The 16,998-nt window shown below is 67.4% G+C and carries 16 protein-coding genes; 9 read left to right on the top strand and 7 right to left on the bottom strand.

Annotation, left to right across the window (positions count from 1 at the left end; genetic code table 11):
* Positions 1-8 precede the first annotated feature (8 nt).
* The 3 genes from ACT3UE_RS04545 to ACT3UE_RS04535 all read left to right on the top strand — a co-directional run bounded on the left by ACT3UE_RS04545 (position 9) and on the right by ACT3UE_RS04535 (position 2,105).
* Positions 9-617, top strand: coding sequence for a TetR/AcrR family transcriptional regulator (locus tag ACT3UE_RS04545; RefSeq protein ID WP_443382450.1), 609 nt, complete (start codon positions 9-11; stop codon positions 615-617).
* A gap of 136 nt (positions 618-753) precedes the next feature.
* On the top strand, positions 754-1,446 hold the full coding sequence (locus tag ACT3UE_RS04540; protein WP_443382448.1) for a nicotinamide mononucleotide transporter: 693 nt from the start codon (positions 754-756) through the stop codon (positions 1,444-1,446).
* Positions 1,447-1,493: 47 nt separating this feature from the next.
* Positions 1,494-2,105: a GrpB family protein gene (locus tag ACT3UE_RS04535; RefSeq protein WP_443382446.1), complete on the top strand. Its 612-nt coding sequence runs from the start codon at positions 1,494-1,496 to the stop codon at positions 2,103-2,105.
* A 25-nt stretch (positions 2,106-2,130) separates the two neighbouring features.
* On the opposite strand, the gene ACT3UE_RS04530 is transcribed toward ACT3UE_RS04535, so the two are convergent.
* A complete protein-coding gene (locus ACT3UE_RS04530; protein ID WP_443382444.1) occupies positions 2,131-2,766 on the bottom strand; it encodes a GNAT family N-acetyltransferase in 636 nt (211 codons plus the stop codon).
* 185 nt (positions 2,767-2,951) lie between these two features.
* Here ACT3UE_RS04530 and ACT3UE_RS04525 point away from each other — a divergent pair, with 185 nt between their 5' ends.
* The 4 genes from ACT3UE_RS04525 to ACT3UE_RS04510 are packed head-to-tail and all read left to right on the top strand — an operon-like array spanning position 2,952 to position 7,120.
* A complete protein-coding gene (locus tag ACT3UE_RS04525) occupies positions 2,952-4,505 on the top strand; it encodes a thiamine pyrophosphate-binding protein (protein ID WP_444553348.1) in 1,554 nt (517 codons plus the stop codon).
* Positions 4,506-4,550: 45 nt separating this feature from the next.
* A complete protein-coding gene (locus tag ACT3UE_RS04520) occupies positions 4,551-5,000 on the top strand; it encodes a hypothetical protein (RefSeq protein ID WP_444566305.1) in 450 nt (149 codons plus the stop codon).
* Entirely contained in the window at positions 4,987-6,480 is a 1,494-nt protein-coding gene (locus tag ACT3UE_RS04515) for a sensor histidine kinase (RefSeq protein WP_443382438.1), read from the top strand. The genes ACT3UE_RS04520 and ACT3UE_RS04515 overlap by 14 nt, the downstream gene beginning before the upstream one ends.
* Positions 6,452-7,120, top strand: a complete 669-nt coding sequence (locus ACT3UE_RS04510; RefSeq protein WP_443382436.1) for a response regulator transcription factor — start codon at positions 6,452-6,454, stop codon at positions 7,118-7,120. Before ACT3UE_RS04515 ends, ACT3UE_RS04510 begins: the two co-directional genes overlap by 29 nt.
* Before the next feature lie 40 nt (positions 7,121-7,160).
* Here ACT3UE_RS04510 and paaZ read toward each other — a convergent pair whose 3' ends face one another.
* On the bottom strand, positions 7,161-9,293 hold the full coding sequence (gene paaZ / locus ACT3UE_RS04505; RefSeq protein WP_443382434.1) for a phenylacetic acid degradation bifunctional protein PaaZ: 2,133 nt from the start codon (positions 9,291-9,293) through the stop codon (positions 7,161-7,163).
* Positions 9,294-9,513: 220 nt separating this feature from the next.
* Here paaZ and ACT3UE_RS04500 point away from each other — a divergent pair, with 220 nt between their 5' ends.
* Positions 9,514-10,410: a serine protein kinase RIO gene (locus ACT3UE_RS04500; protein ID WP_443382432.1), complete on the top strand. Its 897-nt coding sequence runs from the start codon at positions 9,514-9,516 to the stop codon at positions 10,408-10,410.
* Between the two features lie 12 nt (positions 10,411-10,422).
* Here ACT3UE_RS04500 and ACT3UE_RS04495 read toward each other — a convergent pair whose 3' ends face one another.
* From ACT3UE_RS04495 to ACT3UE_RS04475, 5 genes are all read right to left on the bottom strand, one after another.
* Positions 10,423-11,412 carry an NAD-dependent epimerase/dehydratase family protein gene (locus ACT3UE_RS04495; protein ID WP_443382430.1) on the bottom strand — a complete coding sequence of 330 codons (990 nt, stop codon included), beginning with the start codon at positions 11,410-11,412 and terminating at the stop codon, positions 10,423-10,425.
* A gap of 103 nt (positions 11,413-11,515) precedes the next feature.
* Entirely contained in the window at positions 11,516-12,223 is a 708-nt protein-coding gene (locus ACT3UE_RS04490; RefSeq protein WP_444566304.1) for a tyrosine-protein phosphatase, read from the bottom strand.
* Positions 12,224-12,273: 50 nt separating this feature from the next.
* On the bottom strand, positions 12,274-13,176 hold the full coding sequence (locus tag ACT3UE_RS04485; RefSeq protein WP_444566303.1) for a 3-hydroxyacyl-CoA dehydrogenase family protein: 903 nt from the start codon (positions 13,174-13,176) through the stop codon (positions 12,274-12,276).
* 2 nt (positions 13,177-13,178) lie between these two features.
* A complete protein-coding gene (locus ACT3UE_RS04480) occupies positions 13,179-13,988 on the bottom strand; it encodes an enoyl-CoA hydratase/isomerase family protein (protein ID WP_444553424.1) in 810 nt (269 codons plus the stop codon).
* A 17-nt stretch (positions 13,989-14,005) separates the two neighbouring features.
* Positions 14,006-15,229, bottom strand: coding sequence for an acetyl-CoA C-acyltransferase (locus tag ACT3UE_RS04475; RefSeq protein WP_443382424.1), 1,224 nt, complete (start codon positions 15,227-15,229; stop codon positions 14,006-14,008).
* A 292-nt stretch (positions 15,230-15,521) separates the two neighbouring features.
* Between ACT3UE_RS04475 and ACT3UE_RS04470 the strand changes: the two genes are divergently transcribed.
* Positions 15,522-16,946, top strand: a complete 1,425-nt coding sequence (locus tag ACT3UE_RS04470) for an MFS transporter (RefSeq protein ID WP_444553350.1) — start codon at positions 15,522-15,524, stop codon at positions 16,944-16,946.
* Positions 16,947-16,998 lie beyond the last annotated feature (52 nt).

Raw genomic sequence — 16,998 nt, 5'->3', positions numbered from 1 at the left:
TCGTCGGCATGCCCACCACCGCCAGCAGACCCTCCGGGGCCAAACGCGGCCGCCCCGGCCACGACCAGGACTCCGTCTTGTCCATCGCCGTCCAGGTCTTCAACAGATACGGCTACGATGCGACGTCCATGGGGACGCTGGCGGACCATCTGGGCATCAGCAAATCGGCGATCTACCACCATGTCCCCTCCAAGGGAGACTTGTTGGACCGGGCCCTGGACGAGGCCCTGGTGCCGCTGGAGGCCCTGGATCAGGATCCCCGCGCCTCCAACGGCACCGCCGGGCAGCGTCTCGAGTTCATCCTGCGTTCGACCATCAGGGTGCTGATCGAACGCCAGTCCTATGTGACCCTGCTGCTGCGACTGCGCGGGAACACCGAGATCGAACGTCTGGCGCTGGAACGCCGGCGTGCCGTGGACCGGCGTCTGGCCCGGTTGGTGATCGATGCCCAGCAGGAGGGCACGCTACGTCAGGACATCGACCCGCGCACCACCACGCGCCTGTTGTTCGGGACGATCAACTCGCTCGTGGAGTGGTACCGCACCGATGGCCCTTCGACTCCCGAGCAGGTCGAGGACAACGCAATCGCGATGATGCTCGACGGCCTTCGCCCCTGATTCCTGCCCTCGCCCGGCCCCGGATCGCTCCCGGCGTGGATTCGAATGCGGCCACGTTCCGGCGGTACCATCGTGGGGTTCCCTCCGTGTGGCTCCCCGCCCACGCCTGCTCCCATCCGTTCGATAGGCATTCTTCGTGGACCAGCTCTTCCAGACCCTCTTCAACCAGACCGCTGGCACCGCCGAGGCAACGATCCTCGCGCTCGACGCGCTGGGTGTGCTGCTGACCGGGATCGCCTTGCTGTTGCTGGCCCGCCGCAACGACCTCGGCTGGTGGTTCCAGATCATCGCCGTGTTCGCCGGTCCGATGGTCATCGCCCTGCAATTCGGTTACGACGGCTTCTTCAAGGCCGTCCCCTATCTGCTGGTCCCGATCTACGGTCTATGGCGTTTCAGCAAGTACCGCCTGCAGGGGAAGTTCGGCCGAGCCGTCGAGGTCAGGTCGTTCACGGCCTCCTCCCTGGTCTGGGGTTTCGTCATCACCCTGCTCATCGCCTTCGCCTCGGCCCTTCCCACGATCTTCAGCGGGCAGATCCTGGGCAGCATCCAAATCAGTTTCTGGTTGACCCTGGTCTTTTCTGCCTTGGTTCCCGCCGGCCTGGTGGGGGTGGCCAACGGCTTCCGGTGGGCCTGGCTCGTGGTGGCGGCATCGGCCGTCGCCCAGGTGGCCGTCTACTTCGGCAACCAGCCGGCCTTCGCCACGCTCGGGGTGCTTGTCCTGCAGTTCGGTGCCTCGCTCTTCGGCTGGTGGGCCTGGCGTCAACTCCCGGCCGAGGCCGTCCAGGACGACACCGTGGAATACCCGCCGAGCCCCTACCAGGAGGCCTGACAGCAGTCGGTTCCCGTCGCCACCGCGGCGTAGTAGCCTGTCGATCCATGGCCACCGACGAAGAAATCATGAACCATCATGATGAGGAACCGGATCCCGGCGTGTGGGTCACCGGCCCTCCCGTTCCACGTCCCATCGTCATCGCGGAGCCTGATCCCCTGTGGCCCGCCACCTTTGAACTCATAGCCGCACGTCTCCGCGCGGCGCTTGGCCCCACGGCCCTGGCGGTGGAGCATGTCGGGTCCACCGCGGTTTCCGGGCTGCCGGCCAAACCGGTCATCGACATCGATGTCACCGTCGCCGATCCTGCCGACGAATCCTCCTACCGCGAGGCGTTGGAGGGTGCGGGGTTCACCCTGGTCGTCCGCGAGCCGGACTGGCATGGGCACCGGTGCTTTCGGCTCGAGACCCCGGAGGCCAACGTGCACGTCTTCGGCCCCGACTGCCCCGAAACGATCCGCCACAGGCTCTTTCGCGACTGGTTGCGCGTCCACCCCGGGGACCGGGATCTGTATGTCGAGGCCAAACGCTCCGCGGCGGCGGCAACCATGGCCGCCGGCGGCGTCGTCATGGACTACAACCGCCGCAAGGAAGACACCATCCGGGCCATCTCCGACCGGATCTTCGCCACCTCGGGACTGCAGGCCACGGACGGTTGAACCCCTTTCCCCTGGCCGGCGGGCCTCACCCCGGCAGGATGTCCAGGGGGACGGTCTCAGGGGACGGGTCCGTGGCCAGCCGGGCCCAGAGCGCGGTATCAAAACGCTCCCAGGCCCCGCCGTCGTCCTGGTAGCGCAGCTTCTGGCGTTCGACGCCCTCCCGGATGAATCCCGCAGCCGCGGCGACGGCGCCGGAGGCCGGGTTGTTCAGCCGGTGCCCCAACTCCAGCCGATACAGGCCCCACGTCCTGAAACACGTGCCGGCGAGTGCCGCCACCGCGGCGGAGGCCAGCCTCTGGCCACGGGCCGAGGGCTCGACCCAATAGGACACCCAACCGGTCTGGTGCCGCCATTCCATCCCGGACACCATGACGTGTCCGACGGCCACGCCGTCCACGTCGATGGCCAGTGCCTGCAACGTGACCGGATCCGGCCCCTGGTCCTGGGCCTCCTCGGCGGTCGGTTCCCGGACCTCGGCGCGCGGGACCATGACGTCCAGCCAGGTCCGGGCCCCAGCGGCATCGGTGATGGGCCGCGCCGACTGTCCGGCCATGTCGGGTGCGGCGTGGGCCCGGATCACCGAGGCGATGTCACGGTCGCTGAAAGTCCAGGGGCGCAGGACGGCCACCCGGCCCGTGACGGTGTGGGAACTCTGGGTCATGCTCCCCATCCTACGGACGGACAGCCGCCGCCGGGACCCCTGTTTCATGACGATGCCATGTCGGTGTTTCTGGGACCAGAAGCTACTGTCCGGTAACTTAGCTGTCGGCACGCACGGACGCTTCGGCTCCTTCCCGGAGCCCGTGTCCCCAGTGACGGTTCATTCAACGGCGAAAAAGGTCACCCATGACAACCACCCCGCACGCATCCACCGCAGCCGATCCCACCCCGGCCCGGGGGTCGGCTGCAACCGGCACCACGACCGCCGGCCATCTGATCGTTGAGACCCTGGTCGCCCACGGAGTGGAGCGGGCCTACCTCGTCCCCGGCGAAAGCTACCTCGATGTCCTGGACGGGTTGCACGACTCCCCCATCGACACGGTGGTCTGCCGCCACGAAGGCGGGGCCGCCTACATGGCCGAGGCCGACGGCAAGATGAACCCGCGGCCGGGCATCGCGATGGTCACCCGTGGCCCCGGGGCGGCCAATGCCCACGTGGGCCTGCATACCGCCTGGCAGGATTCCACCCCGATGGTCCTCTTCGTCGGGCTCATCCCCTTCGAGCACCGGGAAAAGGAGGCCTTCCAGGAATTCGATCCCAAGGCCTGGTTCGGTACCGGCGCCAAACGCGTTATGATCCTCGACCACGCGGAACGCGCCTCGGAGGTCGTCGCCGAGGCGATGTTCGCCGCCATGTCCGGGCGCCCGGGGCCGGTGGTCGTCGGCCTGCCCGAGGACATCATCACCCGTCCCGTCCCCGCGGAACTGCACCCGCGGATCCCGGTCGCCTCCGGAGGCATGACCGTCACCGATTGGAAGGCACTGAACGGGGCCCTGAACGAGTCCGAGAAACCATTATTCGTTTTCGGAGGCAACGACTGGACGGCCGAGGGCGCCCGGGAATTCACCACCTGGCTCGAAGAGCACGACCTTCCGGCTGCCGCGGAATGGCGCTGCGAAGGTACCGTCCCCTTCACGTCGCCCTCGTATGTGGGGCCCATCGGTTACGGACGCCCCAAACCCACCTACGACCTGCTCGAGGAGACCGACCTGCTCATCTTCGTGGGCACCGTCCCCGGCGACGTCATCACCGATGGCTTCGCGGTCCGGCAGAACTGGGAGAAGAAGAACTTCCTGGTGACCATCGATCCGTCCCTGCGCGGGCGTTCGGGCCCGGTATCGCATCAGATCGTGGCCAAACCCGATGTCTTCATTCGTGACCTGGTCCGCATGGAACTGCCCGTGAAGGATTCCTGGCGTGAATGGACCACCCGGATGCGCGCCGAACAAGAGAAGTTCGCCGCCTTACCCGAGAACGGCCCCGGGGACGGACCGGCCCGGATGTCCACCCTGATGGCCCAACTGGTTCCCACGCTGCCCCGTGACGCCATGGTCACCTTCGGCGCCGGGGAACACACCAACTGGGCACACCGCTACTTCCCCACCAACGGCTATGCCTCCATGATCAGCGCCCGCAACGGGTCGATGGGCTATTCCATCCCTTCGGCCGTCGCCGCCTCCCTCGCCCACCCCGGCCGTCGCGTGGTGAGCATCGCCGGGGACGGGGAGTTCCTCATGAACGGCCAGGAACTGGCCACCGCCTTCGGCGGATTCGGCATCCGCGTCCAGGACGACGACGAGATCCCCGCGGCGCTTCAGGCGGCACTGGCCGCGATCGACGACGAGGGACGCTTCGCCCTGATCCATCTCATCGTCGAGCAACGCGTCAAGGCATACTAGGAAGCCTCTCATCTGCGGCTCATCCGAAGGAGGAACACTAGGGGCATGAGACGGTTCGTGAATCTGACCGCCGCCATCGTGATTCTGCTGGCGATGGTGGTCGGCGCCTTTGCTGCTGCCCGGGCGCTGACCACCCCGCACGATCAGGATGTGGGCCCCGGCCTCGTCGTCGACAACGGAACGCTGCCGGCACTGCCGGGGAACCTGAACGCCCCCGGCTCCGGCGACAAGGCCTCCTATAGTCCGCCGATCAACGCGACCGAATGGCCCGTATCGTCGCCGGCTTCCTCCCCGCCCGCCGACTCCTCCTCCGCGGAGGCGAGTCCCTCCAGCGCACCGGCAGCCCCGGCGAAGACGCGCGTCCCGCCCCAGACCAAGGCCCCCGTCGCGCCGCTTCCCCCGTCCCCCGCGGACGACGATGACGACGATGATGACGATGATGACGATGATGACGATGACGATGACGACGAGGATGATGACGATGAGGAGGATTAGCCCGGCCCGTGGGGGCTGGTCGGTCAGATCCCGCGTCCTCATCGGGATGATCGCCATCGTGACCATCACCCTGGTGGTCGCCGGGGCAACGATCTATCTGCTGCAACGGTCGGCCCTGAACGACCGGATCGATGATTCCCTGCGCCGGACCGTCGGTGAGTTCCAGGTCCTCGCGGCCCAGGGCCTGGATACCGAAACCGGCAAGGCCTTCACCGAGGCGAACGACCTGCTCTACATCGCCATGCAACGGACGTTGCCGGCCCGCACCGAGGGCATGGTCAGCTTCAGCCAGGGGAACCTGCAATGGACGGCCCCCGAAACGGTCGACCTCCGGTTGGAGAACGACGAGGAATTCGTGGACTGGGCGGCGACCACCGGCCCACCGCACCGGATCGCCCTCAGCTCAGTCACGACCTCCACCACCACCTACCGGGCCGTGATCGTCCCGGTCCAGCTGGCCGCCGACCAGGAACCGGCCCGACTCGTGCTGGCCTACGACTACGGCGCCGAGGTCAGGGCCCTGGATCGCGGCTTCGAATTCTTCATCGCCGTCGGTGCCGGCGTCACGGTCCTGGCGGGCATCGCCAGCTGGCTGATGGTCGGACGGATGCTCCTACCGGTCAGGCTCCTGCGTGAGACCGCCGTGCAGATCTCGGAAAACGATCTCTCCCAACGCATCGATACCGTGGGGAACGACGAGTTCGCCGATCTGACCCTCACCATCAACGCCATGCTCGATCGGCTCGAAACCGCACTGACCTCCCAACGGCAACTACTCAACGACGTCGGGCACGAGTTGCGCACCCCGGTGACGATCATCCGGGGCCATCTGGAACTGATGGACGACCACGACCCCCAGGACGTCATGCAGTCCCGGGACATCGCGGTGGATGAACTCGACCGCATGTCACTGCTCATCGACGACCTGGTCACGCTGGCGAAATCGGATGGCCCCGATTTCGTGGTTCCCCGGCCCGTGGAACTGGGTCCCTGGCTCGATGAGCTCCTGGACAAGGCCCGCGGCCTCGGTGACCGGAACTGGCAGGTGGACCAGCGCGCCGACGTGTCCGTCGCCGTGGACCCCCGGCGCTTGACCCAGGCCGTGCTGCAGCTGGCAGCCAACGCCGTGAAGTTCAGTGGCACCGGGACGGCGATCGGCCTCGGCTCGGCCATCATCCGCGACGGCGGTCCCGTCGGCGGACCCGGGACCGACCGGCTGCGGCTGTGGGTTCGCGACCAGGGAACGGGGATCGAGCCCACCGACCAGCAGCGGATCTTCGAGAGGTTCGGCCGGGGCCGCAACAGCACCCGGAGCTTCGGCTCGGGGCTCGGCCTGAACATCGTTTCGGCCATTGCCGCCGCCCACGGGGGTATTGTCGAAGTGGACTCCGCCCCGGGGCGCGGTTCGATCTTCACCCTCACACTTCCCGTCCAAGAGGAGAACACCGGACATGAGCCGGATCCTGATCATCGAAGATGAGCAGCGCATTTCATCCTTCGTCGCCAAGGGCCTGAAGGCGGCGGGCTTGCAACCCAGCGTCGCCGATACCGGCGAAGCAGGTCTGCGGTTGGCCACCGACGGGGAATTCGAGGCCATCATCCTGGATCTTGGTCTGCCCGATCTCGACGGATACGAGGTCCTCAAACGCCTGCGGGCCTTCGGGTTGCAGACCCCGGTGATCATCCTCACCGCCCGCAGCAGCATCGACGACACGGTGACCGGCCTGCAAAGCGGAGCGGACGACTACATGGCCAAGCCCTTCCATTTCGAGGAATTGCTGGCCCGGCTGCGGTTGCGTTTGAAACCCGAAAACAGCACCTCGGATCCCGCCCTGCTGAGCAATGGCGACCTGGAGATGGATTGCCGGGGCCGCCGGGCCCTGCTCCAGGGCCGGGAAGTCGACCTGTCGGCCCGCGAGTTCGCCTTGGCCGAGACGTTCCTGCGCAACCCGGGCCAGGTCCTCAGCCGGGAACAGCTGCTCTCCCGGGTCTGGGGCTACGACTTCGATCCGGGATCGAACATCGTGGACGTCTACGTGAGGTATCTGCGCAATAAGCTCGGCGCCGAACGCTTCGAGACCGTCAGGGGGATGGGATACCGGATGGTGGATCTGGGATGAGCTGCCAGCGGCACTCGCCGCCGGCAGGTTCCCGGAGGCCTCAGTCGCGCGTCGACCAGTCCCGGTAGATGGTGTCTTCCTTCTCCACCAGGGTCAGCACGTCATAGGTCGCCACGATCTCATCGTCCTGGTTGTGGATGATGGCGTCCCAGGCGACCTCTCCATACTCGTCGGTGACCCGAGGGGTGATCCGCTTGGCGGTGAGCGTGACCCGGACCCGGTCCCCGGCCGGAACGGGGGTGATGAACCGCAGGTTCTCCAACCCGTAGTTGGCCAGCACCGGCCCCGGGGCCGGCTGGACGAAGAGCCCCGCCGCCCAGGACACCAGCAGATACCCGTGGGCGACGACCCCGGGGAAGAACGGGTTGGCCGCCGCCGCCTCCTGATCGGTATGGGCGTAGAAGGTATCGCCGGTCGTGTTCGCGAAGGCGGTGATCTCGTCCAGGGTGACTTCACGCAACGGGGAGGCGAAGGCGTCGCCGATCCGCAACTCGGCCAATGATTTGCGGAACGGGTGGATGGCTCCTTCCACGGCCCCGAATTCGGGGGCCCCGGCGATGACCCGGTCTGCTCCGGCATGCCAGACGCCGGTGACGGCGGTCAGCAGGTTCGGGGAGCCCTGGATGGCGGAGCGCTGCATGTGGTGCTTGATGGACCGGACGCCGCCGAGTTCCTCGCCGCCGCCGGCGCGGCCCGGCCCGCCATGGACCAGATGCGGGACCGGGGACCCGTGACCGGTGGAGGTGCGGGCGGTCTCGCGGTTGAGGATGTGGATCCGGCCATGGTGGCCGGCGATCCCGATGGTCAGGTCACGGGCAACGTCCCCGTCGTTGGTGCACACCGTGGCCACCAGCGAGCCGCTGCCGCGGGCGGCGAGCTCCACTGCCTCGTCCAGGTCCGTGTAGCCCAGCACGCTGGCCACCGGGCCGAAGGCCTCCAGCGAGTGGACTGCTTCCGCCTTCGCATCGGCCCAGGTCAACAGCAGAGGGGACATGAACGCGCCCTCGGCGACCTCGTGTTCCTCCCCCGAAGCGGTTCTGACCACGGGGGCATCCAACGTGCCGTAGGCGATCTCGCCGCCGGCAGCCAGCATGTCCTGGACCGCGCCGCGGACATCGCGCAGTTGGTCCAGCGACGCCAGGGCCCCCATGGTGACCCCCTCGGCCCGCGGATCCCCCACGACCACCCGCTGGGTCAGTCGGGCGCCGATGGCGGCCACGACGTCGTCTTCGAGTCCCGCCGGGACGATGGCGCGGCGGATGGCGGTGCACTTCTGGCCGGCCTTGACAGTCATCTCGGTGGTGACGGATTTGATGAAGGCCTCGAACTCGGGGGTGCCGGCCACTGCGTCGGGGCCGAGGATCGCGGCGTTGAGGGAGTCCGTTTCGGCGGTGAAGCGGATGCCGCCGGAGACGACGTTCGGATGGGATTTCAGGGCGTCCGCGGTCGAGGCCGAACCGGTGAAGGAGACCATGTCCCGGTAGTCGAGCACGTCCAGCAGGGTGCGGGCGGAGCCGGAGACCAGTTGCAGGGAGCCGGCGGGCAGGAGTCCGGATTCGACCAGCATCCGCACGACGGCCTCGGAGAGGTATCCGGTCGGGGTGGCGGGCTTGACGAGGGTGGGGACACCGGCGATGAAGGCGGGGGCAAACTTCTCCAACATGCCCCAGACCGGGAAGTTGAAGGCATTGATCTGTGCGGCGACCCCGGGGATGCGGGTGAAGATATGGCCCCCGAGGAACGAACCGTCACGGGATAGCGGCTCGGCGGGGCCGTCCTGGACGACGTTGGAGTTGGGCATCTCACGACGGCCCTTGGAGGACAGGATGAACAGGGCCCCGATTCCGCCGTCGATATCGACCATGTTGTCGACCTTGGTGGCGCCGGTCCGGTAGGAGACGTCGTAGAGTTCCTCGCGGCGTTCGTTGAGGTACTGGGCCATCTCCTTGACCCGCAGGGCCCGCTCGTGCAACGTCAGCTTCCCGAGCTCACGGTGCCCCACGGAGCGGCCGTGGTCCACGGCCTCGGCCAGATCGAGACCAGCAGCGCTCACCAGGGCCAGCTGTTGGCCGGTGTTCGCGTCCAGGACCGTCGTGGCCCCGTCAGTGCCCTCGGGAGTCCACCAGGAGTCCTGGATATAGCTGGGTACCAGCTCGGGGGTCTGCGTTGTCATCGTCGACAAGTCCTTCCTGAACGATCGGTCGGTATTTGAGGCCCAGCCTACATGACGGCCAGTGGGGCGCGGTCGATCCGAAGGTGATTGACTTTCCTCGATCACTGTTGTTGACTCAGGGTCCCGCCCATCACCGACTCCCGGGAGGCCGCCATGACGACCCTTGTTGCCCCACACGCCCCGACCTCCATCGACCACCTCCCCGGGAGCCACCACCTACATGACTTCGAATTCCGCTACTGATCCGGAAACCACCTTCCAAAAACTGACGCCCGCGACGTCCGGACACGGCACCGGCGAGGAACGCCCCGCGGGATGGAACATGCTCGACGATTCCCTGGCCGCCAATCAACGCTGGTCCACCTGGAACAACGTGGAACGACTGATGCGCGGCCCCACGCCCCGCCCGGGGTTCATCATCGAGGACGCCGGGGCCATCGACACCGAACTCGGGATCCTGAAAACCGGCAAGGAAGCAGACGTCTTCCTGCTCGAACGCGCCACCGACACCCGCCGGTCCCTACTGGCCGCCAAGAGGTACCGGCCCCCCGAACAGCGCGCCTTCCGCCGCTCCACCATCTATACCGAGGGGCGCACGGTACGGCGCAGCCGGGATGCGCGGGCACTGAAGAACGGTTCCTCCTATGGCCGCCAGGTCGAGGCGGCCCAGTGGGCCGCCGCCGAATGGAACTTCCTGGTCCGGGCCCACGAAGCCGGGATCCCGGTCCCCTACCCCGTGCAGGTGGATGGCACCGAGATCCTCATGGAATTCATCACCGACCCCGACCATCCCGACGCCGCAGCCCCCAGACTGCAGCAATTGCGGCCGACGCGGCCTGTGCTCCAGTCCTTTTTCGACCAGCTCGTCGAGGCCATGGGCGGGTTCGCCTCGCTGGGATACGCCCATGGAGACCTCTCCCCATACAACATCCTGGTCTCCGGAAACCGGTTGGTGATCATCGACCTGCCACAACTGGTCGATCTGGCCGCGAACCCGCTGGGCGCCGATCTGCTGGCCAGGGATTGCCGGAACGTCTGCTCCTGGTTCACCAGCCGGGGACTCGACCAGGATCCCGAGGAGTTGCTCGCCGACCTTTTGGCCGCCGCCTGGACCTGACGATGATTCAACTCAGCCCAGTCGGTTGATCAGCTCCGCCTCGTGATCCGCGCTCAGTCCCGAGCGCAGCTCCTCGGTGGGGTCGTGCGCGGCGATGATATCGGAGAACGTCTCGGCCAACGGACGGCGCACCAGCCCCCACTTCAGGGCCCTGCGATCCGACCGGCGGGCGAAGCCGGCGAATTCGGTCCCGGCGGGCAGGATCAGCGGGAGCGAGCGGGGGCCCGACCAGGGGGCGACGGCGTCGTCCGGCATCCGGTGCAACGGGTAGGGCACGACGGCGGCACTGTATCCCGCGGCACTCTGGGCGCTGGCGATCACGTCACCCAGCGGCATCTCGGCACCGACGACATTGACCGGTCCGTTGCGGGCCTCGAGCCCGGCGCGCAGGATGAAGGCCGCCAGATCGCGGACGTCGACGATCTGGACATAGCGGGCCTCGCCGTCGTCGTCGGGGACGAGGACCGGCTCCTGCCCGCGGGCGAACCGCAGGGGCCAGTAGGTGGACCGGCCGGTGGGGTCCCCGGGGCCACCGATCAGTCCCGGACGGACCAGCAGTGCCGCATTGCCACGGGAGGCAACGGTGAGCCATTCGCAACCGGCCTTGGCTTCGCCGAACTTCTCGTCGCTGTAACCCAGGCTGGAGTCCTGGGCCACCAGGAGCTTCGAGGCCTCGGCGGCCCCCGCCCGGGAGTGGACGGCGTAGGCGGAGCAAGAGGAGACGAAGACCCAGTGTCCGGCTTGCGGGGACAAGGCTTCCACCGCCGCCTTGGCGTGGGCGGGCCGGCAGGTCAGTTCCACCACGAGGTCCCAGGGTTCGGCCGCGGCCCCCGCGTAGGCGTCCTCGACCTCACGATCGACCCGGAATTCGCGGACCCCCTCGGGGAAGCCGTCCGAACTGCCACGGGCCAAGCACCCGACATCGTGCCCGTCCTCGACGGCCTGCAGCGCAAGGGTTCGGCCCAGCCACTGGGTACCACCGAGGACGAGGATTTTTGCCATGCCAACCAGCCAACTCCCCCGGCCCGGGTTCTGGCAAGTCGAATTCGAAAAATCGTTGGATCGGACGATATGTGTCCTCCCGCCGATCCCCGACCGGCAGCGGTCAGGCCCGGGAGCCCGCGAGCAGTTCCCGCACCGCATCGATCTCGGCGACCGTCAGCCCCTGCCCGAGCAGAAAGGCCTCGACGTCGATCCCGTCGACGAATTCGGCCAGTGACTGCTGGCGTCCGGCAATGACCGGGGCCAGCTCTTCCTCGCTCAAATGCCGTTCATAGGGGTGTTTGACCGGGCTGATCCGGTGCCATTCGTTGATTCCGCGCGCTCCGGCATCGTATTGGCCGGGAATCAGATCCTGCCTGCCGACCAGGGCCAGCGCCATGGAGATGATCATTCCCGTCCGGTCCCGGCCGGCGGAACAATGCACGACGACGGAGCCCCGGGCCGCCGCCAGGGCACGGAAGACGCCGGCCACCAGCCGGGGGAAGTGCTCCAGGTTCGCCGGGTAGTAGCGCGGATCGCTGAGGTACGGGGTGTCTGCCGAGGCGGCCGCGGCCATGAATTCCTCATGGGCCTGGTCCTCGGTGGGGCAATGCAGCACGGTGATCCCCGCCAGCGCCCCGGGCTCGACCGCGGGGTCGGTGGGCCGACGTCGACGCTCGTCGGCATTGCGCAGGTCGATGACCGTGCGGATGCCTTCGTCATGGGCCTGGGCCCACCCGCGTTCGGTGAGCCATTCGCTGCGGCCCATCCGGTAGAGCCGTCCTGCCACGCGCCGCGCGTTGACGGCGCCTTCCCAGTTCACCTCGTTCATGGGCCCATCCTGCCATGCGCCCCCATCGCCGGCAGGAGGGGCCCCACGGATCAGCTCCAGTCGTAGAAGCCCTGCCCGGTTTTGCGGCCCAGGTCCCCGCGTTCGACCTTCCGGCGCAGGATCGCCGGCGGGGCGAAGCGTTCACCGAGCTGCTCGGCCAGGTATTCGGCGATCCCCAGCCGCACGTCCAGCCCCACGAGGTCCGTGGTCTTCAACGGGCCGGTGGGGTGTTTATAGCCGAGCACCATGGCGTTGTCGATGTCCTCGGCGGAGGCAACGCCCTCCTCGAGCATGCGCATCGCCTCCACGGCGAGCATGACCCCCAGCCGGGAGGAGGCGAAGCCGGGGGCGTCGTTGACGACGACGGCGGTCTTGCCCAGACCGGCCACCCAGCCGCGGGCCTTCTCCACCAGGGCCGGCGCGGTCTGCTCGGCGATGACGACTTCGAGCAGGGTCGAGGCCGGGACCGGGTTGAAGAAGTGCAGCCCCAGGAAGCTCCCGGGACGGGCCAGATGACCGGCCAGGCCGCTCATGGACAGCGAGGAGGTGTTCGAGGCCAAGACGGCCTCGGAGCCCAGCTCGGCTTCTACCGCCTGCAGCGAGGAGACCTTCAGGTCCCAGATCTCCGGGACGGCTTCGACGACCAGTTCGCGGTCCCCGAAGTCGGCGTAGTCGGTGCTCACCGTCAGGTGGGCCAGATGGTCCTCGACGGCTCCCGCCAGGCCGCGGTCGATGGATTTGCCCACGGCCGTGGCGACCCGTTCCCGGGCGGCTTCGGCACTGGGTGCGTCGCGTTCGACGATGAGCACGTCGGCTCCCTTGATGAGGAAGCCATGGGCGATGCCGGCGCCCATGCGGCCCCCGCCCAGGACCCCGACCCGGGTGGGCAGGGACGTCGAGGCGTCGGCCTCGCTCGGGACGGCGGTGTTCTTTTCCGGGGTGCTGGGGGTCATCGTTACTTCTTCTTCCTGTCGAGGAATGCCTGCATGCGGTCGAATTTGGCTTCTGACTCAAAGAGCATCGACTGGGCCAGGGTGTCGATCACCGGGTGGGCTTCCCGCGGGGTGTGGAACACGGCCTTGGTGACCCTGACCGCCAATGGGTCCTGGGCGCCGATCCGGTCCGCCAGCGCCTCGGCGGCACCGCCCAGTTCGGCCGAGCCGACCAGTTCGCCGATCAAACCCACCTTCAGGCAGTCCTCTCCGGTGAGCACCTTCCCGGCGAGCAGGATCTGTTTGGCCATCGGCTCCCCGACGAGCTCCTTCAACCGCCAGGTGGCCCCGGCGGCTGCCATGATGCCCAGATTCGTTTCGGGGTTGCCCATCCGCAGGGCCTCGGTGCCGATCCTGAAGTCGGCGGCGTAGGCCAGCTCGGCACCCCCACCGAGCGCGTAACCGTCCAGGGCGGCAATGACGGGCATCGGCAACCGGGCGATCCGCTCGAAGAGCGAGGAGTTGATCCCGGCCAGGGCGTCTTCGCGGCGGCGTTGGCGCAATTGGGCGATATCGGCGCCGGAGGCGAAGATGCCCTTGGCCCCGGTCTCCGGATCCGAGGGGGTCCCCGAAAGGATGAGGATCTTCGGGGAGGCCTCCAGATGGCTGCAGACCGCATGGAGTTCATCGACCATCGTCTGGTCGATGGCGTTGCGGACCTCCGGGCGGTGCAGCCGGACGGTGATCCGGTCGGCTGCCTCGGTGACGATCAGCGTGGCGAAGCCCGCGGCGTCGAGCCCGGCTGCGCCGTCGTGCTGCTCCTGGGGACCCAGGTCTTGTGCACTCACCACTAGACCCCCTCGACGAGCAGGGCTGCTCCCTGGCCGACGCCCACGCACATGGTCGCCAGTCCCAATTTGTTCCCTGCGGAGGCTTCACGGTCCAGCCGGCCCAGCAAGGTCAGGGCGATGCGGGAGCCGGAGGAGCCCAAGGGGTGGCCCAGCGAGATGGCGCCGCCGTCGTTGTTGACGATGTCGGGGTCCAGGCCGAGTTCGCGCATGGAGGCCAGGGACTGGGAGGAGAAGGCCTCGTTGAGTTCCACGGCGGCGAGCTCGTCCACGGTATGCCCGGTGCGTTCGAGGACCTTCCTGGAGGAGGGGACCGGGCCCATCCCCATGATTTCCGGGGCCACCCCGGCCGAGGCCCCGTCGAGGATGCGGGCGCGCGGGGTCAACCCGTATTTCTCGATGGCCGCCTCGGAGGCGACGATGATCGCCGAGGCGCCGTCGTTGAGCGTCGAGGCGTTGCCTGCGGTGACGACCGAACCGCCCTTGACCACCGGGCGCAGTCCGGACAGGACCTCCATGGTGGTCCCGGCGCGCGGCCCCTCATCGGTATCGACGATGGTCCGGGCGCCCTTACGCCCGGTCACGGTGACCGGAACGATCTCCTCGGCGAAGCGGCCGGCGGCGATGGCTGCCAGGGCGCGTTCGTGGGAGCGTACGGCGAAGGCGTCGCAATCCTCCCGTGAGGTGCCGAAGACGCGGGCGACCTCTTCGGCGGTCTCGGGCATGGAGAAGGTGGTCTTCCCGTCGCGGGAGAGCTCCCCGGAGAGGAAGGCCGGGTTGGGGAACCGCCAGCCGATCGAGGTGTCGTAGGTGGCGCCGGGCTTCGCGAAGGCCTTGGAGGGCTTCTCCATCACCCACGGGGCGCGGGACATCGATTCGACCCCACCGGCGACGACGATGTCGGCGGCCCCCGCCTTGATCATGTGGCTGGCCATCGTGATGGCGGACATCCCCGAGGCGCACAGCCGGTTCACGGTGATCCCCGGGACCGAATCGGGGTACCCGGCCAGCAGCCAGGCCATGCGGGCGATGTTCCGGTTCTCCTCCCCGGCCCCGTTGGCGTTGCCGAAGATGACCTCGTCCACCAGCTCCGGATCGACTCCGGCCCGTTCGACGGCGGCCCGGACGGTCAACGCCGCCAGGTCATCGGGACGCACGGAGGCCAGGGCCCCGCCATAACGACCGACCGGAGTGCGGGCTCCGCCCACCAGGAATGCTTCGGACATGAAAACCCCTCTTCGGTTGGCCTCTGTTCAGGCATCTTTGCCGGCCGTGGAATGCGTCTCGGGACACAATTACCGACCAATCGTTCACTAAGAGATTCCCACCCCGCATCCCACCGGTCAACTCACCCCGGCCTGATGACGAAATTGACCGCTTTTATACCTGCCGGTAATATGGATGCCTTTGACAGACTCCGATGCTCGACACCGGATCGTGGACCGTCGCCGGCCCTCCGCCCTGGGCGCTCAGAACCGGCCCCTGTCGACGAAAGCTGAAGAATTTTGGGAGGCACCCATGCCACCGAACGACAGCACAGACTCCCCCTCGACGGAGGGCACCCCCGACGCCACCGCGCAGGCCCCCATCGACTACTCCGAGGACATCGGCCCGGATCTTGACACCGCCGAGGGACGCTCGATGATCCACAAGGCCACCGCGGCTTCAGCCATGGGCAACCTGACCGAATGGTTCGACTACGGCGTATATGCGGTGGCGGTGACCTACATCACCGCTCATTTCTTTCCCGGGGAGTACGGAACGATCCTGGCGTTGGCCACCTTCGCCGTCTCGTTCGTAGTGCGCCCCCTGGGTGGAATCATCTGGGGCCCGCTGGGCGACAAGCTCGGACGCAAAACCGTCCTGACCCTGACCATCCTCATGATGTCCGGGGCCACGTTCCTCATCGGCGTGCTCCCGACGTTCGACATGGTCGGGATCCTGGCTCCGATCCTGCTGATCCTGCTGCGCCTGGTGCAGGGTTTCTCCACCGGCGGCGAGTACGGCGGCGCGGCGACCTTCATGGCCGAATACGCCCCGGACAAGAAGCGCGGTTTCTTCGGCTCCTTCCTGGAGTTCGGCACACTGGGCGGCTTCGCCCTCGGTGCTGCCGTCATGTTGCTTTTCCAACTGGTGCTTCCCGAGGCGGCCATGGATTCCTGGGGCTGGCGGATCCCGTTCATGCTGGCCCTCCCGATGGGCCTGGTCGGTTTGTACCTGCGTAATAAGCTCGAAGACACCCCGGTGTTCCAAGAGCTCGAGGAGACCGGCGGGGTGGAGGAGGGCGGCAGCCTCAAGGCCGTGATCACCCAATACTGGCGCCCGATGTTGGTCATGTTCGGCATGGTCTCCTGCCTGAACATGGTGAACTACACCTTGATCACCTACATGCCCACCTATTTGGAAAGCCAGCTGGGAATGGATTCGAATCAGGCGCTGATCGTCATCATCCTCGGTGAGGTGGCCATGATGTGCGTCATCCCGTTCGTTGGCGGCCTCTCCGACAAGGTGGGTCGCAAGCCCATGTGGTATGCCTCCACCCTCGGTCTGATCATCTTCCCGGTACCGATGTTCTGGCTCATCGGCCAGAACTTCGGGCTGGCCATCATCGGCTTCGCGGTACTGGGTCTGTTGTACCTCCCGCAGCTGGCCACGATCACGGCCACCTTCCCGGCGATGTTCCCCTCCCAGGTCCGCTTTGCCGGCTTCGCCATCACCTACAACGTGGCCACTGCGTTGCTCGGTGGCACCGCGGCCATTGTCAACGAGGCGGTCATCGACAGCACCGGATTCGTGCTCTTCCCGGCCGTCTACATGATGATTGCGGCGGTCGTGGGTCTGATCGCCGTGCGTTACATGGTCGAAACCGCCGGCGCATCGCTGCGCGGCACGGAGACCCCGAATGCCAACGACACCGGGATCCTCGCCGAGGATCCCCGCTAGGCCCTGGAGGCAACTACGGCGGGGCCCGACCCCACCCGGTGGGTGCCGGCCC

Source organism: Arthrobacter sp. 179, assembly GCF_052379645.1.
Taxonomy (GTDB): Bacteria; Actinomycetota; Actinomycetes; order Actinomycetales; family Micrococcaceae; genus Arthrobacter_H.
Note: the sequence above shows the minus strand (reverse complement) of the source record. Positions and strands in the feature narration are given on the sequence as shown.